Origin of the sequence: Sulfuricurvum sp. (assembly GCF_023229695.1) — a bacterium.
Lineage (GTDB): Bacteria > Campylobacterota > Campylobacteria > Campylobacterales > Sulfurimonadaceae > Sulfuricurvum.
Window position 1 is genome coordinate 113,903 of sequence record NZ_JALNYS010000010.1, and the last position, 22,816, is coordinate 136,718.

Genomic DNA, 22,816 nt, shown 5'->3' on the forward strand with positions numbered 1-22,816 from the left:
ACAAAACAGGAGGGATCAGATGGTCGATATCGAAGTGATCAAACATGAAATCGTCGAACGTCTCAAACCACTCGACCCCGATAAAATCATCCTGTTTGGTTCCTACGCTTACGGAACACCCACCGAAGAGAGCGATATTGATCTGTTTTTGGTCAAAGATACCGAGGATCGAAACTATGATGTTGCCGCCAAGATGCGATTACTCGATCTTATCCGAAAATACCGTATTGGTTTTGATATCCTCAGTGCATCAAACCATTTTTTACAATCGAGAGAAGATTATTTTTATAAAGTTGATATCCTCCAAAAGGGAAAAGTAATCTATGAATAAAACAGCAGGGTTCGAGTGGCTCGAAAAAGGGTGGCATTACCTCAGTACGGCTAAACTTCTCCATCAATGCAATCATTACACTGATATTATAGGGGTGGAACTCCACTACAGTATCGAAATATGCTTAAAAGCGATTTTGGCTTATGATAATCAGCCGATCAAAAAAACGCATGAACTTTATGATCTTTATCTATTGGTCTCTGATCAAATCGATCTAAATGACGACGAAATCGCTCTAATTTTGATGGCGACGAAATACCATATTCTCGAAGCCTACCCTACTAGAGATCGCCAGCTACCTCCCGAAGAAGAGATTAAACCAATTTTGGAGTTCGCCGATCAACTATTTGAGCGCATATGCACACTACTCAATATCTCAATCCACGAGATCAAATCAAAGCCGAACTAAACATACGTGTTATAGGTTTTAACAGGAGGGGTCAAGTATTCAATCTTCACTTTTTCCTCTACACTCAAATAGCGTTAAATCCTATAGTTAATACAAAAACCCGAAAAGCCAAAGGGGAATTTTACGCTCATCTCCGATTTCAATATCATCCGCTGCAATGTACCCGTTTACATTCCCTTCCAACTGAGATCCTTTTTTAGAACTTCCCCCTATTTCAAAGACATATTGATCGTTTACGATGAAATCGCCTTTATCGTGATAATGAATTTGATGTGACATCGTTAGCTGGGAAACAAAAAAGCTTTCGCGGATCGAACCGATATCTGCGGAAGCACATAACACATTAAACATATTGGGATTATCCAGCAACAGCTTGTCAGGCTTGTTTACCGCACGCATGCCGCTTCCCCCGCGAACAATATGTATTAAGCTCCCTGCATCCATTCGCTCTAAATATTTGGCTAAAGTCGGCCACGACGTGCCTACAGCTCCACTGAGTTTGGAGATATTGAGCTCATACGGAGAAGTCGAACAAAGCATGTACATCACTTTTTTGAGCTTATCGAGTTTCGAAGGGTCAATATTGAAAATGCCGCACAAATCGGCATCGATGGTAAGGGAGATCACTTCGAGCAGTTTCTGCGGATAATCACTTCGAGATTCCTGATAAAACGGATAACACCCATACTCCAGATAATTGTTAAATTGCTCCAATGGACGAATCCGCTTCATGATCGCGGAGACAATGTCATAATGGTTGCCGAGTATCTCTTCAAGGGTGTAGCTTGGAAAATCTTCACCCGTCTCGATCTCGATGAATTCACGCAAAGACAATACACCCAGATAATGGACAACGGCTCGACGGGATAGATCTCCTTGAGCATGTTCGAGTCTAAGTGCCGATGAACCGGAGAAAATCACTTGAAGATCAAAAACATCGTAAATAGCTTTAAGTGCTGTAGAGAAGCTGTCACTTTTGTGTATCTCATCAATAATCAAAAGCTTGCCGCCGCGCGCATAAAAAGCTTCGGCGATATCGTACAGACTCACACCCGCCATTGCCGGATGATCGCAGCTGATAAACAAAATTTTCGATGGCTCAATGGCGCATAATGAAGCATATTGGCGCAACAGAGTGCTCTTCCCTGCCCCGCGGGGGCCTTTAATACCGATCAGCTTACCTTTGAAGTCTATTTTTTTATAGAGCCATCGCTGATAAGCCGGTATCTCTCTACTGAGTATCTGAGCGGATATTTTTTGAAGAATCGGCAATGACATAAATACCCTTTAATACTATAATATATATTTTACACAAAAATAGCTTTTTGTATTAAGTGTATTTTATAACCAATGGAATTAAATGTCAACTCAAAGGCAAAGGTAAAAGGTATGGGGTCAGGTGATAACTATAACTCATTCCTACTCAGAGAGACAACCGCTTTTTGAATGCATTCAATCCTTTATCCGTTTTAATGTATAATTATTCCCATCACAAAACAGGAGGGATCAGATGGTCGATATCGAAGTAATCAAACACGAAATCATCGAACGTCTCAAACCACTCGATCCCGATAAGATCATCCTGTTCGGCTCCTACGCTTACGGAACACCCACCGAAGAGAGCGATATTGATCTGTTTTTGATCAAAGATATTGATTTAGAAGAGACAAAGAGCTATGAGCTCAATGCGCGAAAAAATATACGTGAATTGATTTATAAATACAAAATCGGTTTTGATATCCTCTCCGCCAATAATGCTTTTTTAGCCTCAAAAGAGGATTATTTCTATAAAGTCGATATTTTACAAAACGGCAAGGTGTTGTATGAACGTCACATCAGCTAAAGATTGGCTCGTCAAATCATGGCATCATTACAGCTCTGCCAAAATTCTTTTTGATGCACATCACTTTACCGATTGCATCGCCATTGACTTGCATTACTCCATCGAAATTTCACTAAAAGCCATATTGGCATATCGCAATGATAAGATTGTCAAATCTCATGATTTATTGGAAATTCATTCACTTATAGCTGAACAAATAGATTTTAACGATGATGAATTGGCTTTATTGGATATTGTCACTCGATACCACGTCAAAGAGTCTTATCCCAATCCTACACGTATCCTCCCTCCCAGAGACGAAATCAAAAAGGTGTTAGAGTTCGCCGATCAACTCTTAGATCGCGTTTGTACGCTACTCAATATCTCTACCCACGAGATCAAATCAGAGCCGAACTAATCAAAAGCTCTATCAACAAAACAATCTGAGAATGGATGCATAAGTGATCGGTTACCGAGACATTCTCCTAACGATTCAATTCTAATTTCCCTCAAGTCAAGCGTTACACCGTCTCAATATCAACAATCTCCACTCTGTCGCACTCTTTTTTAAACAGCTTCCGCCCTTTTGCATTCTCTTCGGCCAGTTCGAGCAGGTCGGCAAAATCGTTTTTACTGACTTCGAAGGTGTAGAGCTCTTTTTCCGTTGCCAGAAGCAACCGGGCCTCTTTATCGTCGCTGCTCAGTGCGATGTTGCGTACCCCTTTGCCGAACTCGCTTTTGATCGCTTTGACGATCTTCTCGTTGTTGAGTAGATCGGACAGGCTGATCGTCATGTCCGTATCGTTGTTGCAGAGTATCTTATAGGTGATGTTCATCGTTCCCTTCACGCTTATACCTTTTTCGTGTTTACCCGATTATAAGTGAAAAGGGCTGAAAAGCGCAAAAAAGTGGCAAAATGCCATCAGGTTCCGGAGGCAAGGTGGGAACGATAACGCTAAAACCGCAAAGCGATTCGCTAACGATTCAATTCTATTTTTTGTTAACACATTTTTATGATAGTATATTCGTTACATAAAAATCACAATCCATAAATATTTTTAATACGATAAAAAGGGGCTGTTTTGAAATACACGTTAAATATCAAAGAGGTAACCCATGCGTTGTCTGAAGCCCTTGATTTCGTCGGGATCGATGATATTTTGCATAGCAAACGAGTCGCCTACATGGCGGCCGAAGTGTCAAAAAAGATCGGATGGAGCGACAAGATCACCGATGATCTGATGTTTATCGGGATGCTTCATGACTGCGGAGTCTCATCCACCGATGTCCATACCCATCTCGTCGGTGAGCTGGACTGGGCCAACTCCCATATTCACTCCATCCGGGGGGAAGATCTGCTCAGAAGAACAAGCGTCTACCGCCGCTTTTCCACCTCTATCCGGTATCACCATACACACTGGGATGCGCTTCCGGACGAATTAAGCCAGGACGAAAAAGAGATCTCCAACCTGATTTATCTCGTGGACCGGGTCGATGCGCTGAGAGCCCAAAACGCAAATGCCAGACCGGAGGATATACAAGCAACGATACGAAAATATGCAGGGTCGCTCTTTAGTCCGGAACTGGTGGAAGCTTTCATTGCTACCTCTTCAAACGGTTCCTTCTGGTTTTATCTGGACAGCGATGCCTTGGGCGAATACGTCGCCGAATGGGTAGAAACCGGCTCGGATGACACCTACACTTTTTTGGAGATAAAAGAGATTTCACTGATGTTCGCCGCTATCGTGGATGCAAAAAGCGTCTTTACCTTTGAGCACTCTATCGGGGTGGCTACGCTATCTCGATATTTGGCGGAGCTGTTTCAACTCCCCCAAGAACGCTGCGAAGAGATAGAGCTGGCGGGACTGCTTCATGACTTGGGCAAGTTAAGGGTTGACGACGCTATTTTAGACAAGCCGGGCCAACTGAACGAAGAGGAGAGATTGATCATGAATCGTCACGGGTTTGATTCGGACATCGTGCTAAGACGGATCAAAGGGTTTAAACGTATCGCCCACATCGCATCGCTTCACCATGAGACGCTGGATGCAAAAGGGTATCCGTACGCGTTGAGCAAAGAGAATATCCCCTTTGAGGCCAGAATCGTGGCCGTAGCCGATATTTTTCAAGCGCTCATACAAAACAGACCCTACAGAGAGGGGATGAGCATGGACGAGGCGTACAGCATCATCCATGAGATGTGTGAGAACGGGAAACTGGATCCCGATATTGTGACAAAACTGAACGAGAATCTGGAAAGCTGTTACGCGAATGCTACGGTTACGTACACAATATCTCAAAACAGCAGCTATGCTATAAGTTAGTCAGCGTATAAAACCATTTTCTAAAATTATACCAAACTTCATTAACTAAGTATACTCTCGTCATTCCGTGCTACGACACGGAATCTAATGCAAGGGATGGATCCCGTATCAAGTACGGGATGACAAAATGCGTATATACAGTTAAAGATAGACGGTATTACAGTGAATAACTGACCTTACGCACCTTCTCTAAACAAGTGCGAAAAGTGCGTAACATCAGTGAATAAGTAATAATTTGATAGAATATTTTTACAACGATACCCCATGGATGGAAAATGAAAGAGTTTAAACTTGAATCGCTGATCGAAGATGCGCGCAATATTAAAGTACTTTACGTAGAAGAACATGCAGGGACACGGCTGAAGCTCGGAAACTTTTTAAAAGAGTATTTCGGCCGCGTCGTTGTCGAACGGTATGCGGACAATGCCCTGAAAATGTTTGAAAGCGGCTATTTTGACATCATCATTACCGATGCCAATCTCCCGGACGCCGACGTCGTGGAGTTTTGTCGCGCAATCAAAAAAACAGCTCCCCGAAAAGAGATCATCATCGTCTCTAAAAATGTGAACCCGCAGCTGATGGTAGAGTTAATCAACATCGGGATATCGGGGTACATTCCCACCCCTTTAAACAAAGAGCTCATTATCAAACTCCTCTCACGGGTCGTTCTGGAAATCGTTGATTTGAAGGCGATGTATCAGTTTCAAGACACCCTGTTGAACAGTTGTCTTCATGAGCATCACGAGGAGGTTTTTCTCCATCACGCGAAAAAAGAGGTGGAAATAGGGGCAGAACCTACGATTCACGATAATCTGGCCCTCCTTTTAAAAGAGTATGCGGTCATATCGGCAAAAGAGTTTTTAGCCACTTACCCTGTCGATATTCAGATGAGTATTGACAAACTTTTAAATATCAACGACGAAATCGACATCTATGTCAATGCACTCCTCAACGAGACAACGCAGGAGCACATCGACACATTAGCGGATATGTTTGGAAATTTTTCGATGATTTTGGATAACATCTATGAGTTTTATAATATCAATTTCATCACGGGCAAACTTGCCGCTATCTTTCGGAATCTGGATGCACATCAATCGTACGAGAAGTACAGCGATGTTTTTTTAGCGATCACTTCAGGGCTGAATGCATGGTGTGAGGCCCTATTTATCGTTCAGGATGCCCCGAATATCCATTTTTTAGATAAATCGTTGCTGGCTGATGCCCTTGTTCTGGAAAATCTGTTTCGAAACGGAACCACTCCCGAAAACGATAATGAGATAGAGTTTTTTTAACCCTTTTGCCTATTTACCGCCCGAGAGCATAAAAACAAAAAATCTGCCGAAAAATCGAAAAATTCGACTATAATTGCGGGGACGATTTTCGATCCCTCAAAGATCACGATCCATTTCCCCCTTTTTTACGCGTCCGTAGCTCAGCTGGATAGAGCACAGGTTTCCGGTACCTGGGGTCAGGGGTTCAAATCCCTTCGGGCGCACCATATTTTTAATAAGTGCTTCTAACCCCCTAATAGAATGATTTTGTCGGGATCGAGAGGTTTAAGGCGTTCAACGATTTCATCCTTTAACTCCCTTCCAAGGCTTTATGCTGTTTTTTATGAGGCAGAATATTCTTGTCGAATGATGGAATTTACAAGCGATTCAAGCTCATCCTGTATACTCTCGACTACAAATTCAAGAAGCTCTTTTGCATCTTTCTTATCCATACACAACCTCGCTTTCGATTGAATGTTTAAACCCCGGGCGCATACGGTTGTGTGCTGTAACAAGATCAACTTTTTTATTCAGGTCTCTCTCGATTTGATTCCATAATCCAGCGACAGCGGAAAGGGTTTTCTTGGTAGTGTGCACGTACAGGTCGATATCACTTTCATCGTTCGCTTCGTCTCTGGCGTAGCTGCCAAAAAGACCGATCTTCTCTACACCATATTTGGTATTAAACTCTTGGATATGAGATTTGAGGTAACTAAGAATGGTTTGTTTGTCGTATTGAGTTGCTCCCATTTTATCCTCCATTGACGCGATTTTTTTTCGAAAATGCAACTTTCCGAATGCCGATCGTTTGATGTATTTCAATCTTCCTGATAGGTCGTATCGACAATCTGTTACGGGATCCAATTCAACCCAGCGCACCTTTTTGCGTACGGCGGTATCGAATACTCCGAATGTCACGGCGACCTCCGGGATCGTCGCAAAATCACGATCCCGTTCAGCTTTTAGCCCTTCAATTTCTTTCAAGGTTATATCAAGTTTAAGCTTTATCTCAGATAAAGCAGAGAGGAGCTAGGTTTCGAACATCATGCCGCACCCCCTTCGTTGTTTTCCGGTAACCACTCACCTACCCATCAAAAGCGAAACTAATATTGCTACAACTTCAACATGAAACTGACTGAATAAAAAGTTACTAAAAAACAACCGAATCACATTACGCCTAAATTTCGTCACATCAGTGTTTCAATCATTTCGCCGGGTGCAGGTTTGTAAAAATAATATCCCTGTATAAAATCGATTCCATGGTCTCGTAAAAACTCCATTTCCTCAACACTTTCTACCCCTTCTGCCAATACTTCCATCTCCAACCCTTTGGATAACGCGATAATCGTTTTGACGATCGTTTGATTTTTTGGTTCGCGGGTGATGTTGCGGACGAATGATATATCGATTTTGAGTTTGTCGATGGGGAGGTTTTTAAGATAGGAGAGGGATGAATAGCCTGTGCCGAAATCATCAATCGAAACATGGAACCCTTTGTCCCGCAACTCTTCCAGGAGTAGAACCATTTTTTCGGGATTTGAAAGGATGGAACGCTCCGTGATTTCAAGCTCTATCCATTCCGGTTTGCAGTGGGTCTCTTCCAGAATACGTTCAAGAATGGATAAGAAATTGGTGTGGGTGAACTGGTGTGCCGAGACATTGACGGCTATACGCCCCGCCAAACGGTTAGAATCAAACCACCGTTTGGCCGTTTTAAAACTCTCGATCAATACAAATTCGCCGATTTCGAGTATAAGACCGCTCTCTTCGGCTATCGGAATAAAACTTGCCGGGGAAATCGGCCCCTGGGGAGAAAACCATCGCAGCAGAGCTTCGACTCCGACGATCTGCCCGCTCTTCGGATCCACCTGAGGCTGATAATAGAGCGACAGTTCATGATTGGAAAGTGCTTTTTTGAGATTGGTGGTTATCGACATCCGGTACAACGCACGCTCTCTTAAATCGCTGTTGTAAAAACTAAACGTGTTCTTGCCGGAACTTTTTGCATTGTACATCGCCGTATCGGCACACTGCAACAGCTCTTCGGTTGTCTGTGCGTCATCGGGATGGATCGCGATACCGATACTGGCAGTGATATAAATTTCCCTTGTTTCGATCGAAAAAGGGTGATTGAACTCACCGGCCAACCGCTCCATCGTCGTTTCAATAAAGCATTCATCATCTTCGTCACCTTGACACGAAACGACAACGACAAACTCATCGCCCCCGTTGCGCACAATGAAAGAAGCGGGAGGAAAAATATTTTGCAGCAAACGGGTCACATCGATCAATAATTTGTCCCCGAACCGATGCCCGTAGGAATCATTGATCTCTTTAAATCCGTCAAGGTCAAGAAACATAAATGCCAGTCTCGTATTTTCTGAAAATTTTTTCTCCATAAACTCATGCAGACTGAGATGATTCGGTAGACCGGTCAGTTCATCGTGGTGGGCCAGATGGTCATAGCGCTCTTTTTCCGTAATGATCCTGATCTGGTCCTCTTTTTGTCGCGTGATATCTTGCATTACCCCTTGCACTTTCGTCACTTTTTCCTCTTCGATGAGAGGAGAGCCAACCGTTCGTACCCATTTATGAGCCCCAGTCGCGCTAATGATCTCCAGTTCCAGATCATACGGCTTGCCCAGAGTGATCGCATCGTGCATCGCTTTCTCAATAATCGGGCGTGATTGCGGTGTGTAAAAATCCAGCCCTTTACGAACATCGATCGTCTCTCCCGGCGGAAGATCGTGAATACGGATAAGTTCGTCCGTCCACGCCCCCTTCATCGTTTTTGTATCGAAACTCCACCCCCCGATTTTAGCGATATGGTTCGTTTGCGACAACAGTTGTTCATGGGCATTTTTACGATATTTTCCCAATTTGACCGCACCCTCTACTCTGGCAATCAACTCACCGCTGTGAAATGGTTTTGAGAGATAATCATCCGCTCCGGAGGTTAGCCCCTGTGCTTTATCACTCTCACCCGCACGGGCTGAGAGCAAAATAATCGGTAAAGAATAGGTATATTCGGCGGAACGGATTTTTTTTAACAATTCGAAACCGTTCAATCTGGGCATCATGACGTCGCTGATGATCAGATCCGGCAAACTTTGTTGACACATCTCCCAGGCATCCTCCCCATCAACCGCCAGTGAGACACTGTAGCCGGCATCTCTTAGAAGCCGTCCGATGAACTCTCTCATATCGGCATTGTCGTCCGCAACAATTACATTCCCTTTCGTATTCTCTGTCGGCTGATCTGAAACTCTATTTTCCCTATTCCAGCGCGTCGCTTCGGCAAGATAGGTTTGCGTATGAAGCGGTCTCTTGTCATCTTCTTTGCCGTTGTGTCCTTCTGGCTGTGTCGAATCGATTTCATGAATCCCCAGCGGCATAAAAACCGTAAACGTCGTCCCCTCTCCCACTGTACTGGCAACCTCGATGTTCCCCCCCTGAAGCTTCACAAGCTCCTGGACCAGAGCCAGACCGATCCCCGTCCCTTCGTACGATTTTCCGTGAGAATTTGCTACCCGGTAAAACCGTTCGAACAGTTTCGGCAGTTCCTCTTCAAGAATCCCTATTCCCGTATCCTGCACTCTCAATACCGCCTGATTGTTCTCGGATCGGATCGATACGGTAATCGATCCGTTGTGGGTAAATTTAAACGCATTGGAGAGGAGATTCAAAACGATTTTTTCCCACATCTCTCTGTCAATTTCGACCCATTCAGGTAAGGGCGGACAATCGACGACCAATCGGACGTGCGCCAATTCCGATGCCGAAGAAAAATTGCTGGCCAAATCGGCTGTCAAGGCCGAAAGATCGGTGGCTTCATACGCCGCTCTCACCCGTCCCGCTTCGATACGGGAAAAATCAAGCAGTGTATTGACCAGCTTCAACAATCGTAAAGCGTTTCGATGGATGATTTCTAGATCCGCAGCGACTCTATCGGCTTCGAGACGGTGACGATTATTTAAAAGCTCCTCCACGGGGGCTATCATAAGGGTCAAAGGCGTTCTGAATTCATGCGAAATATTGGAAAAAAATTCCGTTTTCAGACGATCCAGCTCTTTGAGTTTATCGTTCAGAGCCGCAACCTCTTTTTCTCTCGCTTTGATCAGCCGATTGGCCTCTTTAACCTCGTTGGCCCGTTTCAGAACCTCGGCTTCAAGCCTGTTTGTTTGTATATCCGATGATTGTCCGGCGGTGGTGTTCGCTTCTTTGAGCAAAACAAAATCGGTTACATCTTCCACATTATGGATAATGTATTCAACCTTCCCCTCATCGGCGAATATCGGAGCGTTCACGGGGCTCCAGTATTTTACTTCAAATCCGCCGCTCCCGTCGCGCAACGGAATATCGTATTTTTGCACTCCCATGATATCGGTTCTGCCGTAACGGACTACGCTGTCCAGAGAGATATGCAGATCACTGACCCCACTGACTGACGTGTCACTCGGGTTATCGGGGAAAACGTCAAAAAGCGGCTTTCCGATCACCTGATCACGTACGATTCCCGTCGCCGACAGATAATAATCGTTGACCGCAACGATGGTATAGCTGTCATCGGCGCGAAGGATGAGATAGGGATGGGGACTCGCTTCAAACAGTCGTTTAAAAAAGATAGCGGAGTGATTCATTGATGCCTCCAAACAAAAGAAATTTTATTTTGTTTTATTATACATCTAAATTTTTACGATCGAAATACAAAAATCAGGGATACTATGAGACAGCAATCCTGTTCCTCCCCCTCTCTTTGGCCCGATAGAGATTTTTATCAGCCATATCAATCAGGATTGTTGGATCTGATTCATGGGTCGGATAGGCGATTGCGATACCCGTACTGACAGTGACACGATCGGAGATCGTTGAATCTTGATGCTCTATCGCTTCGTTCCTCAGCATTTCATGAAAACACTCAGCGATCGTCAATGCCCCCTGCAGTGTACTATCCGGCAGAAGAGAGACAAACTCCTCTCCACCGTAGCGGGCTACCATATCGGCAGGACGCCGTAGACAGTTTTTTAAAATAGCGGCGAATTTTTTCAAACACTCATCCCCTGCGAGATGGCCGTAACGATCATTATAGAGCTTGAAAAAATCGATATCAATCATAATCAGCACCAAAGCGACATCTTCACGAGCGGCACGCCGCCACTCTTGCTGCAGATATTCATCGAATCGCCGCCGATTGGGGATGCCGGTGAGGCCGTCATTATTGGCCAGCTCTTTGAGCTGGTGCTGTGCCCGGGCCAAAGCCTCTTTCTCCTGTCGGGCTACGATGATCTGCCCGCAGGTTTTGGCAAGCGGTTTGAGCATCTCGACAATCGTCGAATCGTACCCACCCTCACGGTTTGCCAACCCGATCTCCCCCACCAGAGTAGTGCCGTTAAACACCGGGATCCCCAAAAAAGATTCGATGGGAGGGTGGCCCGGCGGCGTCCCTGCACGTCGGGGATCGTTTGCGGGATCATTACTCAGGAGAACTTTTTTCTCGGTAATGACATGGCCGAAAAGGTTGTCCAGTTTTCGAAATTCAAACCCGGTTCTTTGGTACTGTTCGTACAAGCGATTGGTCTCTTCATCCCATGCGATATTGCTGAGGGCATACGTTTTCAGGTATGGCGCTCCCCCCTCTTCGTACAACACTTCGCCGATCAGCCCAAAAGGGGAATCGGTCAATTTCAAAAGTTCATCCAACAGCTTTTCGTACATATCGAACGGATCGGTATGGACAATAAACTGTGTCTGGAAGTCATCAATCATCTTTAACTGTGTCGTACGCTCTCTTACAATTTCTTCAAGCTGTTCTTCATTCTTTTTCAGCTTCAGATTGCTCTGTTGCAGCATCAATGTCGCTTTACCTGCTATCGCAAGCACCTCAACTTGTTTGACCAAAAAATCCATCAGACTTTTCAAACGCGCTTCAGGGATTACCGGTACCTCCTCAACGGCTGCCAGATACGCTTCACGATTAAAATTCAGCTCCTGCCCCTGCCGGATAAAAAACTCTTTATCCGGTGTTTCAAAAAAGAACTGCCCCGTGAAAAAATTGGCGATATGGTTCCCGTTGATGATAATGGGGACCGCAACGTCTACCAGACCGTTTTTACATTGGTAGACGGTATATGCATCACCCGCTTTGAGAGCGTTCGCCAGTACCGTGTCGCTTTCGATACAGCGGGAGAGCGAATCAGGATTGAGACGGTGAAAAGCGGTACAGATACGCTGCCAGTGCGAAGCGACGAGTACATTCCCCTCCAGATCGATAATGGCCGTAGCAATCGGATAGATCCCCGAAAAACTGTCCCACAACTCCTGCAGAATCTCAATATCAACCAATTCTGAGAATGTCATTCTGAACCTTTTAGTGAAGTTCTTTGCAATTGGGGAAAAGTATAACCGGGTATTGTAACAAAAAGTTAATTTTGTGCAGCAGAGGATGATTCCCGCTCGCGCAGAGGAAGTGGCGGATAAAGGGACTCACTTCGCCGGAAGCGATAATGCGCTCAACGCTTCGTTAATCGTAAAGATTTTTCCCCGGATATCGGTATAACCGAAAGCCTCCAACCGCTCGGTATGCATTTTCAGATACCGCTGTGCATCCTCCAGATTATCAAACAAATAAATGCCGCCGGCCTCTTTTTTTGCTTCGTTTTCGGTCCAGAGTTTGGAAATCAGCCCTTTTTCATGTGCGATCTCTTTGGCCAAATCCGACATTGCCGCCGTCAACTCCTCACCGAACGGTCCGTTATGGGGGAAATCCACTTGGAGAAGGTATCTCATGTTATACTCCTTTGATTGTTTATGGAATCATAATCCATTTCATCTAAATTGTCAACTAGGTTTACAATGTCAATCTGCTTTTTATCGTTAGAGACCAGTAAAATATTCAATGAGCTTATTTTAAACGAGCTCTCAGAGCACGGCTTCGAGGGGCTGAGCAGCGCCCTCGTCGTCCTTTTTCCCTACATCGATGAATACAAAGGGATCACGGCGTCCGCCCTCGCTGCCAAAATCGGCTATACCCGGCAGGCGATGCACAAAAATCTGCTCAAACTCGAATCATTAGGGTACATCACGTTCGAAGCCGGGATAAACAAAAAGGAAAAAGCGATCGTGCTTACCTCCAAAGGGATGAAGCTCATGGAGTGTGCGACGGCTTTTATCGAAAAGACGCAACACGATCTCTCCGAACACGTGGGGGAAAAGAATCTGTACGACTATATACAGCGGCAATCTCAGATTCTAGCCTACCTGAATACGAAAAAATGAGAGTGGGGTGACCCCTCTTTTTGACGAAAAAAGGGGGTGAGATGAGAGTATTTTTACCCGCAGCCAGAGATTATAGCTTCAACTTATGTTATACTATTAATCGTAAATAAAAAAATTAATATCGTTAAAAGACTAAAGCAAAAGATAACAAAATGAGTTTCATCCAAAAACATCCCGCATACCGAAAAGCGCTCATTCCCTTATTACTCTATACCGTTATTACCTCATTTGCCTATGTCATTTCGGCCAAACTGGTAGCCCCCCTCTCATTGAGCGAATCCGCAAGTATCTTCGCCATTTGGCCCCCTACCGGGATTGCCCTTTCTTTCTTGTTTTTTCGGGGGTATATCGTAATTCCCGGTATATTTCTCGGGGCATTCTTGCTAAATCTCACCCTCAGTTCTCCCCTCGTCGCATTCGAAATTGCCATCGGAAATACCCTCGGCCCGATCCTCACCTACTGGTTGATCGGCCGCAATACCAAATACACCATTAAAGATGACATATTTTATGACACCGATACCATTATCGCATTTGTCTTTTACAGCGTCATCGGCGCACTGATCACCTCCGTTATGGGGACGACAATGCTCTACCTCAACGGTTTATTATCATTACATCATCAAATCCTGGGATGGGCGGTGTGGTTTTTCGGGGACCTGATCGGCTTTATGCTGATTGTTCCGATTTTTGTGGCCTATGTCCTTCAGAATACTATCAGTGTCGCTTCCAAAGGGCATATTGTGGAAATCACCCTGATCTTGATCGTCTTAGTCCTCTTCGCGATTATCGTTTTCGGTTCGGGTTATTTTTTCGATAAACGCTATCCGATTGAATATCTCATTTTATTCCCCCTCATCTGGGCCAGTATCCGGCTGCAGTATGGGATCAATTTGATCTTTTTAACCATTGTCAGTGTTTTGGCGATTTTAGGGACGGCATCGGGATACAGTCAATTTTCCATTGAAGGCGATCACAGGCTCTCCCTGATCATGCTGCAGATTTTCATCTTTACCGTCACATTTGCAATCCTCATGATGACGGCACAGCGTTGCTATACCCTCCGATTGCTTCAGGAAAAGGAGCAATTGACCCTCATCGATCCCCTCACTCAGGTCGGCAATCGCCGCTATTTTACCGAAGAGTTTACAAAAGAGCTGGAAAAAAGCGCACGTTACAACCACCCGATTTCGCTCATTATGTTCGATATCGACCATTTTAAAGCGATCAACGATTCGTTGGGGCACCATGCGGGAGATAGCGTTTTACGGGAACTGTCGACACTGATCCATTCGCAGCTGCGCGCCAGCGACTATTTGGCCCGATGGGGGGGAGAAGAATTTACGATTATTCTCCCCGCAACCACCCTCTTAAACGCAGTGGCGACTGCCGAAAAATTGCGCACGGCTATTGAGACCTACCCGTTTCATATTCAGCGGCAGGTGACCTGCAGCTTCGGCGTTATCCAGTGCGACGGCGACTCGATCGACAGCGGATTGGATCGAGTGGACGGGAAACTCTACGAAGCGAAAGCGTCGGGACGAAACCGGGTGGCTTCCTAGAGTAAACCGTTTAACCTCTCTCGCTTCTTGCCGCTAGATTGCTACATCCAATCCGAACACCGCTTTGGCTTCCCCCGATTCGGTGAGGGCGACGGAGGTATTTTGAAGGCGTGCCTGAGTCGCATTGGAGCTGTCTTTGAAATCAAACTCCCCCTTTAGCGCCTGAAGCGACAGGGCGCCGATCCCCACCTCTTTGAGGGTCACGAGACGATCCGTTTCATCGGTTTTAATCCAGAGTTTGAGTGCTTTGAACTGGCTGTCGTTCTCATCGATCCAGCCGTTTTTATCGTCGTCGAGTTGTGCAAGCTCACTAAATCCGTTGCCGCTTTTAGGACCGAAAAGCTCACTCCCGCCGCTTACTTTCCCATCCCGGTTTTTATCCAGTGTCAGAAAACCGTTCTCACCGGCCAAAAGGGGGATATTCTCCACCCCTCCCCCCTCGATCAGATCAAAGGCAAACTTTCCCGTTCCGATCGGAGAGCTTCCGTCAAGCGAAATGACGAGCGGATCGCTCAGCGCATCGCCGGAGCGGAATGTGGTACTCTGGGTCAGATTGAACTCACGGCTGAACTGGAGGTTCAGGGAAAAACTCATCTCTTTCCCCTCCTCGGTTATCACCTTCCCTGAAAACCCCATCGCCAGCGACTGATCTTCATGAAGCGAGTAGGAGCTCATCGCCTCCATCCCCCAGCCGACGCGAGGGGTTCCGTCGTTTGAAAGCTGCAGGGAACCGTTCCCTTCGGCGCGAAACGAGGTCACGGTGATTTTTTTCCCCATCAGCCGCTCCAGAACATTGACAATCGCACGGAGCTTCGGATCCAGTGTCTCTTCCTCACTAAAGGGAGACTCTTTGCTCTGCGCCGGACGGGTTGCGGTGTTTTGAATACGGACCGATTCACGGGACTCTTCGGATCGGTTATAGTGCATTGCGGCGACACTCTCCATCGTACTGGAACCAATTTTCATGATCTTCCCCCTTTTATAGGATGTTACGTACTTTTCGCTCATAGCCCGTAAAGTGGCGGGGACGGCCCAGCCGGTACTGCGTACAACGGCTTGGGTTCCAAAGCTAAAAAAGCCAAGAAGTTGGCTTTTTTAACGCTTTTCACCCCTGCACCCCCCTGAAGCTACCCGTATCTTTCGGATACGGGAGATTATTAACTGATGTTATGCACTTTTCGGGTGCAGGAGATTAACTCCCCTTTTCACACCGGTTAAGACTCGGTTCGTAAGGTCAGCCTTTAACCTATATCGTCCGAAACGGAAAAAAATCAATCACTCCTTGCTTATTCTTGTACCGTTGCTCATCCGGATTTCAGAACTAATAAAAACACATTAAGGCAAAAAATATGCTATTTCGCTTACAATAAACAAATTTCTTCCGCCATTGGTTGCTATTTACCCGAATCAAGGAACTTATATGATCAGCCACACCAAGAATATTCTTGTTGCCGATACCGATATTCATCTCATCGCTTTTCTGCAAGAGGAGATTCAAAACAGACAATTCCACTACTCGTTTGCAGCGGGATACGACTATCTCGTCGATCAGCTGGAGAATGAAACCTTTTTTGCAGCCATCGTCGATTTTGAACTCGAAAACAGCGAGGGGGATAAATTTATCGATTACATCATCACCAAAAATATCCCGACAATCGCTACCGTGAATGAGATGAGTGTAGCACAGTACAACACACTCTCACGCTACCCCATAATCGATTATGTGATCAAAAGCAATCTGGCAGGGAAAAAATATCTCCGCGATCTTCTCCAGGGGCTCGAATATTTTTACCACAAACACATCCTCGTCTGCTGCAACGCTTCGTGTTCTCCGGCATCCGAATCGATCTTGCGGTTATTTCGTTCGCTGCTGTTTCGTCCTATCCTCACGACCTCCGCGTATGACGCGTTACGGATTCTCGATGAAGATGAGTCGATCAAAATCGTCTACGTCAATGAAACGTTGCACGATCAAGAGGGGTTATGGTTGTGCCGGGAGATCAAAAATCGCTATCCTAGCCGGGATATCATCCTTTTCGGGGGTTCTAAAATGGCAATGGATCTCCAACAATTTGAAAAACTTAAAGGGGAATTTTTTAAAAGCGGCGTAACCGATTTTTTCGGGGAGTCGATCGATAAAGAGCGGTTCAATACCCATCTGCTCAATACGACCAAAATACTCAAACAAAAAAAATCTCTCGGCAGCTATATCCAAACGGTAGAGCGCTATGTCCTCATCTCCATTACCAATCTAAACGGGATCATTCTCTATGCCAGCGACGCTTTTTGCGACATCTGCGGTTATTCCAAAGAGGAGCTGATCGGAAAAAGCCACAATATTATCCGCCATCCCGATATGGACCCCTCTATTTTTAAAGATTTATGGAGTACGCTGAAGTCCGGAAAAGGATGGAAAGGGGAGGTCAAAAACCGGAAAAAAAACGGAGACCATTACTGGGTTTCGGTCTCCGTCGAACCGATGTATGACGATACGGGGTCGGTCATCGCCTACCAATCGGTCCGGTTTGATATCACCGATCGAAAAAGGGTGGAAGAGCTCTTGATTACAGACCGTCTGACCGGAATCTTTAACCGCCGCAAATTTGACGAAGTGCTCCACTACGAATTTTCCCAACGGAAACGGCGGGAGAAAGATCTCGCACTCATCATGGTCGATTTCGACCATTTTAAACAGATCAACGACACCTACGGGCATCAAACCGGAGACAACGTCCTGATCCAAACGGCAAAACTGATGCATGCCTCCATACGTTCCAGCGATTCGCTCTACCGCTGGGGCGGCGAAGAGTTCTGTATCATCTGCCCCTCTACCGACAGTGAAGGGGTGATGAATCTGGCGGCAAAAGTCAAAACCGCCATCAACGAATGCGATTTTTGTACCATCGGCAGACAAACGGTCAGTTTGGGCGTTGCACTCGCACAAGAAGAGGATACGGTCGATTTGTTTGTCAAGCGGGTGGACACGGCCCTCTATAAAGCCAAATTCCTCGGAAGAAACCGGATCGAATGGGAATGATCAGCGCTGCAGCGTCGAACAGAGTTTTAAAAACGCTTCGCCGTAACGTTCGAATTTGACCTCGCCTACCCCCCCGACCGTGAGCATCTCGCTCTTCTTGGAAGGGAGTTTTTCGGCCATTTCGTAGAGGGTTTTGTCACTGAAGACGACATAGGGCGGGACATTGTTCACTTTGGCGATTTCGCTTCTAAGCTTGCGCAATTGTTCGAAACGATCGTGATTGTCTCCCGAAGTGTCCCCTTTTTTGAAGGGGGCGGAACCTCTTCTCACATCGGCAAGCCGTTCTTTTCGGATCGATACGGTTTGTTTGTTTTTGATAATCTCCATCCCGTAGCTATCCAGTGAGACGACCCGGTACTCCCCCTGCCGGAGGGCTTTGAGTTCCAAAAGGCGATCGGCGACGGTGAGCCATTGACGGCGGCTTTTCTCTTTGCCGATACCGTAGACCGAGAGGGTATCGTGTCCGTTTTGCTCAATCTTCGGATTCGCCGATCCCATCAGGATATCGACGACGTACTGCACACCGAAGCGCTGGCCGCTGCGGTAGACGCATGAGAGAAGTTTCAGCGACTCTTGGGTGATATCGACACTCTCCCTCTCCGGTTCGAGACAGTTGTCACAGTGGGTTTGACATGCAGATGCCGTATCGTCGAAATATTCGGCGATCAGCTGATGACGGCACACCTGAGAGGAGGCAAATTTCGCCATTGCTTCGAGTTTTTCGAAAGCAAGCTGTTTGTAGGCCGATTCGCTCTGCGACTCGATCATCCGCTTCCGCTCCGCGATATCCGATGCCGAAAACAGCAGTAAGGTAGAAGCGGCCAATCCGTCACGCCCGGCACGCCCGATCTCCTGATAGTAGTTTTCGATTGTCTTGGGGAGCGAGGTGTGGACGACGAAGCGGATGTTGCTTTTGTCGATCCCCATACCGAATGCGACCGTAGCGACGACGACCTGGATCTCATCGTTGAGAAACGCCCGGTAGGTCTCGTTTTTTTGTTCGCTCGCCAGTCCGGCATGATAGGGGCGCGAGGGGATCTTTTTATGGGTGAGAAACTCGGCAATACTCTCCGCCTCTTTACGGGTGAAGGTGTAGACGATACCGCTCTCCCCCTCAAACGTATCGAGGAAACTCAGCAGTTGCTCACGCCCGTTGCCGTTTCGGTGGAGGACGCGAATCATCAGATTATCCCGGCACACTTTTGCCCGGATCACCACGGGGTCGCGGAGACTCAGCTGGGTGAGGATATCGTGCTCGACCGTATGGGTTGCCGTCGCTGTAAACGCCGCAATGGGAACCGTTGGAAAGAGCTCACGCAAACGGTAGAGCTGACGATAATCCTCCCGAAACTCGTGCCCCCATTCGCTGACGCAGTGCGCTTCGTCAACGACGAAAAAATCGATTTTAATCTCGTGTAAAAAGCGTAAAAACTCTCCGTTTTTCAGCCGTTCCGGAGCGACATAGAGGAATTTCACCTTCCCCGCCACCGCACGGCCCATCGTGATACCGATCTCTTCACTGCTCTGCATCGACGACACCATGGCCGCCTCGATACCGAATGCCCCGAGTGCCGTGATCTGATCGTGCATGAGGGCCAGCAGCGGAGAGACGACGACGCTCACCCCCCCCATCAGCAAGGAGGGGAGCTGATAACAAAGCGATTTTCCACCCCCTGTAGGGAGAATCATCATCAGATCCCGCCCGCCAATGATCGCATCGACCGCCTCCTCCTGAAACGTTCGGAAAGAGGAGTGTCCGAATACGGTTTTGAGTACGTTGTATTTTTGTTCCACGGGGGCAGCTCTTCAAACGATAGATTTCGGGAATTATAGTCTAATCCCCAGTTTTAATCCAATCCGGGTAAAATTCAAAAAGATACCATCAAAATAGAGTGATAACCATGCGAACACAAAGAGTCCCTTTCGGAACAAAAAAACCGGGGAAGAAAAATGCCGTTTTTTTAGCCATCTATGTCGATGCCATTTCACCGTGGAAATATTTCAAAGAGGATCTTCGCCATCTCCAATGCCCTGCCCTCATCATGATCGACCGCTGGGACGGACGGATGGGATTTCCGGGGGGAACGGTGGATGAGGGGGAGAGCTTGCTCGAAGCACTGGTAAGGGAGATCAAAGAGGAGATCGGCATCACGATCCGGCCGGAGAAAGTGCACCCCATCGTATCACATGAAAATCGCCTCATCACCCATCTCTACGGCCTCAAAGTTCTCGAAGCGGAGTTTTTACATATTTATTACCATATCCTCAACAACTTCTCCCGATCGATCCTCCTGCACGCTTACGAAGAGGGGGATCAATCCCATTTTATGTCGGAGATCACGGGGATCAAGATCGTCCCTTTGATCCGTCATGAGAATAAAGGGATCAACCGCTTTATCGAAAACGCGTTTGCGGGGGCGACGAGAGAAGACCTTGAAGTTCTCCTTGACGAGATCTTCAACATCAGATTGTAATCCTCTTAACGGACCCGTTTTCCGACGATATCCCCAAACAAAAGAACATCTTCGAGAACCGCTTTTTCACACAGTCCCTCGTTGTCGAGGTTGATCAGCAGTTCCCCGTTGGCACTGGAAAAAATACGGTCATTCAAAATCACTTTCAAAAACTCCCCCTCTTCCCGATCGAGCTCTTTTTTTACCGCCGCAAGCTGCTCTTTTTGGGGAAACACAACATCGATCCGTCCGTCGGTTTTATTTCCGCCGATCGCATTGAAATAGGTGTTCTGGCGCCCTTTTGAATAGTATTTCAGATTAAAAAAGAGGCTTAGGATATCCTCTTTGGCATAATAATCGTTTTGATCCTTCTCTTTATGGGTTTCGCCGTCTGCGACCTCGGTCGTCTCTTTCCAGACGATTTTATTCTGGTGATCGAACGTATAGAATTTGGTGTTTTTCTTGCTGTTTGTTTGCCGGATTTTCATATAGGTATCGGGGATCAATTTGCCGTTTTTCACCGTTCCGCGACTCTCATAGAGCTCAAAACGGTTATTGGAGAGGACTTTTGCGATCCCCGTCGTCCTCGCCTCGACATGGATCGTATAGGTCTGATCGTCTCGTATCTCCAGCCGCGTATCGGCCATCCCCATTTTCTGAAAAACGCCGAAAGAGACCTCGTACGAGGCGGTGAGTGTTTTTGCACCCGCCATTGCCGTCAAAATCAATAAAAGTCCTAAAAATTTTTTCATCCGATCTACCTTTTTTTTATGAAAATTATCGCTTTATCGTGAATCTATTGCGAATTAAAATCTTTTTCACGATGACTCTAACATTTCGCTGATGGCTTTGATCTCATCAACGGAGAGTTCAAATTCAAAGATACGCAAGTCTTCCTTAATATGTTCTGGTGAGGTTGAGCCGTTCAGGGGAACGATCCCGATTTGGGTCAGGTATCGGTAGAGGATTTGAACTTCGTTTCTTCCGTATTTCTCCGCCAGTTCGCGGAATGTTTGACTTCTCAAAAGATGGGGATTGCCGGTCAGGCTCCAGAAACTTTGGTAAATGATCCCCATCTCATCGCACCGGCGGCGCAACTCTATGTCATAACCGCTCTGCGGGTAAAAACGGTTCTGTACCACCGCCGGCTTCACCTCAGCGTCATCGCAGAGCCGCTCAAAGAGCTCCAAATCGTAGCAGTTGCTGATCCCCAGCTGCCGAACCTGGCCGCTGCGGTAGAGCTCCTCCATCGCTCTCCAGACCTTTAAAAGATCGCGGTAGGGGAAAAGCGGGGAGTGGAGCACCAGAGAATCGACGTATTCGGTACGGAGGTTTCGCTTCGACGTTTCAAACGACCGGGCTACCTGAATCTCCAACGGGGCCGAAGGATCATATGGGATACGGTTCGGGTCCTGACCTTCCAGAGGGGTGAATTTGGTTTGGAGAAACAGCTCCTCGCGCCCTATCCCCCGATCGGCCAGCCGAAGGAGTGCCTCCCCCACCAAAAACTCTTCGTAGTGTTTGGGCTGACATGCCGTATCGATCCCCCGAAACCCGCTCATCACGGCCATCTCGACCAGATCGGCCGTCCGCTCTTTTTTCCACGCCGTACCGTAAATCATTTTCGGCATTTTGACATTTTCGGCTGTCATTATAAAAAAGTTATTCTCCATCCCTGCCATCCTCTACTAAAAGTGCGGGAAGTATAATCGGTATCGACTCACAACTTACTTTAACGCTCTCCAGTCTGAAAATGATACCATCTGACCTTACGCACTTGTCTAAACACGTGCGAAAAGGTTAGTAATCTCCCGTATCCGAAAGATACGGGAAGCTTTAGGGGGTTGTATGGGTGAAAAGCGTTAAAAAAGCCAACTGCTTGGCTTTTTTAGCTTTGGAACCCGGCCGATGCACGAAGTTCCGGCTGGGCCATCCCTGCCACTTTACGGGCTTTGCCCGAAAAGTGCGTAACATCAGATACAATGTTAAACGATACTAGAATCAAATACACACATCAAAGGTATCCACACATATCATCTAGCGGTTATTGAGAGAAAAATGGAAGCAGCGTCGAATAAAAAAGGAACCGATAACGAATCAAGCGAAAAAGTGATTTCGCTTGATATCGATACAAAAAGGGTCTCTTCCTCAATTGCCATCAACAGCCAAGAGAGCCCGAAGTTCACGGTCGAAGAGGTCATTGACGAATATTTTGATCACTTCGACGAAAAACTTCACTCTTTCTCCCGCTATGAATCGGCGCAGAAGGCGATTGATTTTCTACGGTTGCGCCGGTTTCTGATGACAACCTACAATACTCTGGTTGAAC

20 protein-coding genes, 1 tRNA gene and 1 pseudogene are annotated in these 22,816 nt (G+C 46.6%); 12 read left to right on the top strand and 10 right to left on the bottom strand.

Features of this window, described 5'->3' with window-relative positions; genetic code table 11:
• Window positions 1-19: 19 nt before the first annotated feature.
• Together M0P91_RS08890 and M0P91_RS08895 are read left to right on the top strand one after the other, a co-directional pair.
• The gene (locus M0P91_RS08890; RefSeq protein WP_295066418.1) at window positions 20-331 is read left to right on the top strand and encodes a nucleotidyltransferase domain-containing protein; all 312 of its coding nucleotides are present in this window, start codon (window positions 20-22) and stop codon (window positions 329-331) included.
• Window positions 324-740, top strand: a complete 417-nt coding sequence (locus M0P91_RS08895) for a HEPN domain-containing protein (RefSeq protein WP_295066419.1) — start codon at window positions 324-326, stop codon at window positions 738-740. Before M0P91_RS08890 ends, M0P91_RS08895 begins: the two co-directional genes overlap by 8 nt.
• Window positions 741-827: 87 nt before the next feature.
• Here M0P91_RS08895 and M0P91_RS08900 read toward each other — a convergent pair whose 3' ends face one another.
• Entirely contained in the window at window positions 828-2,018 is a 1,191-nt protein-coding gene (locus M0P91_RS08900; protein WP_295066420.1) for an AAA family ATPase, read from the bottom strand.
• Between the two features lie 232 nt (window positions 2,019-2,250).
• Here M0P91_RS08900 and M0P91_RS08905 point away from each other — a divergent pair, with 232 nt between their 5' ends.
• Window positions 2,251-2,583 carry a nucleotidyltransferase domain-containing protein gene (locus M0P91_RS08905; protein ID WP_295066421.1) on the top strand — a complete coding sequence of 111 codons (333 nt, stop codon included), beginning with the start codon at window positions 2,251-2,253 and terminating at the stop codon, window positions 2,581-2,583.
• On the top strand, window positions 2,564-2,980 hold the full coding sequence (locus tag M0P91_RS08910; RefSeq protein ID WP_295066422.1) for a HEPN domain-containing protein: 417 nt from the start codon (window positions 2,564-2,566) through the stop codon (window positions 2,978-2,980). Before M0P91_RS08905 ends, M0P91_RS08910 begins: the two co-directional genes overlap by 20 nt.
• Window positions 2,981-3,083: 103 nt before the next feature.
• Here the strand turns inward: M0P91_RS08910 and M0P91_RS08915 are convergent, their stop codons facing one another.
• The gene (locus M0P91_RS08915) at window positions 3,084-3,410 is read right to left on the bottom strand and encodes a hypothetical protein (RefSeq protein ID WP_295066423.1); all 327 of its coding nucleotides are present in this window, start codon (window positions 3,408-3,410) and stop codon (window positions 3,084-3,086) included.
• A gap of 234 nt (window positions 3,411-3,644) precedes the next feature.
• Between M0P91_RS08915 and M0P91_RS08920 the strand changes: the two genes are divergently transcribed.
• From M0P91_RS08920 to M0P91_RS08930, 3 genes are all read left to right on the top strand, one after another.
• Window positions 3,645-4,886: an HD domain-containing phosphohydrolase gene (locus M0P91_RS08920; protein ID WP_295066424.1), complete on the top strand. Its 1,242-nt coding sequence runs from the start codon at window positions 3,645-3,647 to the stop codon at window positions 4,884-4,886.
• A gap of 275 nt (window positions 4,887-5,161) precedes the next feature.
• Complete coding sequence (locus M0P91_RS08925) at window positions 5,162-6,181, top strand: response regulator (protein ID WP_295066425.1); 1,020 nt, start codon at window positions 5,162-5,164, stop codon at window positions 6,179-6,181.
• Between the two features lie 129 nt (window positions 6,182-6,310).
• Window positions 6,311-6,387 (top strand) — tRNA-Arg (locus M0P91_RS08930).
• 217 nt (window positions 6,388-6,604) lie between these two features.
• Here the strand turns inward: M0P91_RS08930 and M0P91_RS08935 are convergent.
• The 4 genes from M0P91_RS08935 to M0P91_RS08950 all read right to left on the bottom strand — a co-directional run bounded on the left by M0P91_RS08935 (window position 6,605) and on the right by M0P91_RS08950 (window position 12,946).
• Window positions 6,605-7,144: a nucleotidyltransferase domain-containing protein gene (locus M0P91_RS08935; RefSeq protein ID WP_295066426.1), complete on the bottom strand. Its 540-nt coding sequence runs from the start codon at window positions 7,142-7,144 to the stop codon at window positions 6,605-6,607.
• Between the two features lie 203 nt (window positions 7,145-7,347).
• Window positions 7,348-10,800, bottom strand: a complete 3,453-nt coding sequence (locus M0P91_RS08940) for an EAL domain-containing protein (protein WP_295066427.1) — start codon at window positions 10,798-10,800, stop codon at window positions 7,348-7,350.
• A gap of 82 nt (window positions 10,801-10,882) precedes the next feature.
• Complete coding sequence (locus M0P91_RS08945) at window positions 10,883-12,517, bottom strand: diguanylate cyclase (protein WP_295066428.1); 1,635 nt, start codon at window positions 12,515-12,517, stop codon at window positions 10,883-10,885.
• 126 nt (window positions 12,518-12,643) lie between these two features.
• Window positions 12,644-12,946: a monooxygenase gene (locus tag M0P91_RS08950; RefSeq protein ID WP_295066429.1), complete on the bottom strand. Its 303-nt coding sequence runs from the start codon at window positions 12,944-12,946 to the stop codon at window positions 12,644-12,646.
• A gap of 66 nt (window positions 12,947-13,012) precedes the next feature.
• Here M0P91_RS08950 and M0P91_RS08955 point away from each other — a divergent pair, with 66 nt between their 5' ends.
• Both M0P91_RS08955 and M0P91_RS08960 read left to right on the top strand, forming a co-directional pair.
• Entirely contained in the window at window positions 13,013-13,435 is a 423-nt protein-coding gene (locus M0P91_RS08955) for a MarR family winged helix-turn-helix transcriptional regulator (protein WP_295066430.1), read from the top strand.
• Between the two features lie 152 nt (window positions 13,436-13,587).
• Window positions 13,588-14,997: a diguanylate cyclase gene (locus M0P91_RS08960; RefSeq protein ID WP_295066431.1), complete on the top strand. Its 1,410-nt coding sequence runs from the start codon at window positions 13,588-13,590 to the stop codon at window positions 14,995-14,997.
• 33 nt (window positions 14,998-15,030) lie between these two features.
• On the opposite strand, the gene M0P91_RS08965 is transcribed toward M0P91_RS08960, so the two are convergent.
• Window positions 15,031-15,963 carry a hypothetical protein gene (locus M0P91_RS08965; RefSeq protein ID WP_295066432.1) on the bottom strand — a complete coding sequence of 311 codons (933 nt, stop codon included), beginning with the start codon at window positions 15,961-15,963 and terminating at the stop codon, window positions 15,031-15,033.
• Between the two features lie 454 nt (window positions 15,964-16,417).
• Between M0P91_RS08965 and M0P91_RS08970 the strand changes: the two genes are divergently transcribed.
• Window positions 16,418-18,034 (top strand): diguanylate cyclase, encoded by a 1,617-nt coding sequence (locus tag M0P91_RS08970; protein ID WP_295066433.1) that lies wholly within the window; start codon window positions 16,418-16,420, stop codon window positions 18,032-18,034.
• On the opposite strand, the gene recQ is transcribed toward M0P91_RS08970, so the two are convergent.
• On the bottom strand, window positions 18,035-19,828 hold the full coding sequence (gene recQ / locus M0P91_RS08975) for a DNA helicase RecQ (protein WP_295066434.1): 1,794 nt from the start codon (window positions 19,826-19,828) through the stop codon (window positions 18,035-18,037). It lies immediately after the preceding gene.
• A 107-nt stretch (window positions 19,829-19,935) separates the two neighbouring features.
• Here recQ and M0P91_RS08980 point away from each other — a divergent pair, with 107 nt between their 5' ends.
• The gene (locus M0P91_RS08980; RefSeq protein WP_295066435.1) at window positions 19,936-20,508 is read left to right on the top strand and encodes an NUDIX hydrolase; all 573 of its coding nucleotides are present in this window, start codon (window positions 19,936-19,938) and stop codon (window positions 20,506-20,508) included.
• A 5-nt stretch (window positions 20,509-20,513) separates the two neighbouring features.
• Here M0P91_RS08980 and M0P91_RS08985 read toward each other — a convergent pair whose 3' ends face one another.
• Window positions 20,514-21,239, bottom strand: coding sequence for a DUF3108 domain-containing protein (locus tag M0P91_RS08985; RefSeq protein ID WP_295066436.1), 726 nt, complete (start codon window positions 21,237-21,239; stop codon window positions 20,514-20,516).
• Window positions 21,240-21,305: 66 nt separating this feature from the next.
• A complete protein-coding gene (locus M0P91_RS08990) occupies window positions 21,306-22,118 on the bottom strand; it encodes an aldo/keto reductase (RefSeq protein ID WP_295066437.1) in 813 nt (270 codons plus the stop codon).
• A gap of 427 nt (window positions 22,119-22,545) precedes the next feature.
• Between M0P91_RS08990 and M0P91_RS08995 the strand changes: the two are divergent.
• A pseudogene (locus M0P91_RS08995) lies at window positions 22,546-22,816 on the top strand (hypothetical protein); the annotation flags it as partial.

What these genes read in the sequence shown, in the direction of transcription:
- M0P91_RS08890 (WP_295066418.1), top strand. Translation starts at nt 20, where the DNA reads ATGGTCGATATCGAAGTGATCAAACATGAAATCGTCGAACGTCTCAAA.
- M0P91_RS08895 (WP_295066419.1), top strand. Translation starts at nt 324, where the DNA reads ATGAATAAAACAGCAGGGTTCGAGTGGCTCGAAAAAGGGTGGCATTAC.
- M0P91_RS08900 (WP_295066420.1), bottom strand. Translation starts at nt 2,018, where the DNA reads ATGTCATTGCCGATTCTTCAAAAAATATCCGCTCAGATACTCAGTAGA.
- M0P91_RS08905 (WP_295066421.1), top strand. Translation starts at nt 2,251, where the DNA reads ATGGTCGATATCGAAGTAATCAAACACGAAATCATCGAACGTCTCAAA.
- M0P91_RS08910 (WP_295066422.1), top strand. Translation starts at nt 2,564, where the DNA reads ATGAACGTCACATCAGCTAAAGATTGGCTCGTCAAATCATGGCATCAT.
- M0P91_RS08925 (WP_295066425.1), top strand. Translation starts at nt 5,162, where the DNA reads ATGAAAGAGTTTAAACTTGAATCGCTGATCGAAGATGCGCGCAATATT.
- M0P91_RS08940 (WP_295066427.1), bottom strand. Translation starts at nt 10,800, where the DNA reads ATGAATCACTCCGCTATCTTTTTTAAACGACTGTTTGAAGCGAGTCCC.
- M0P91_RS08945 (WP_295066428.1), bottom strand. Translation starts at nt 12,517, where the DNA reads ATGACATTCTCAGAATTGGTTGATATTGAGATTCTGCAGGAGTTGTGG.
- M0P91_RS08950 (WP_295066429.1), bottom strand. Translation starts at nt 12,946, where the DNA reads ATGAGATACCTTCTCCAAGTGGATTTCCCCCATAACGGACCGTTCGGT.
- M0P91_RS08955 (WP_295066430.1), top strand. Translation starts at nt 13,013, where the DNA reads ATGTCAATCTGCTTTTTATCGTTAGAGACCAGTAAAATATTCAATGAG.
- M0P91_RS08960 (WP_295066431.1), top strand. Translation starts at nt 13,588, where the DNA reads ATGAGTTTCATCCAAAAACATCCCGCATACCGAAAAGCGCTCATTCCC.
- M0P91_RS08965 (WP_295066432.1), bottom strand. Translation starts at nt 15,963, where the DNA reads ATGAAAATTGGTTCCAGTACGATGGAGAGTGTCGCCGCAATGCACTAT.
- M0P91_RS08970 (WP_295066433.1), top strand. Translation starts at nt 16,418, where the DNA reads ATGATCAGCCACACCAAGAATATTCTTGTTGCCGATACCGATATTCAT.
- M0P91_RS08980 (WP_295066435.1), top strand. Translation starts at nt 19,936, where the DNA reads ATGCGAACACAAAGAGTCCCTTTCGGAACAAAAAAACCGGGGAAGAAA.
- M0P91_RS08985 (WP_295066436.1), bottom strand. Translation starts at nt 21,239, where the DNA reads ATGAAAAAATTTTTAGGACTTTTATTGATTTTGACGGCAATGGCGGGT.
- M0P91_RS08990 (WP_295066437.1), bottom strand. Translation starts at nt 22,118, where the DNA reads ATGCCGAAAATGATTTACGGTACGGCGTGGAAAAAAGAGCGGACGGCC.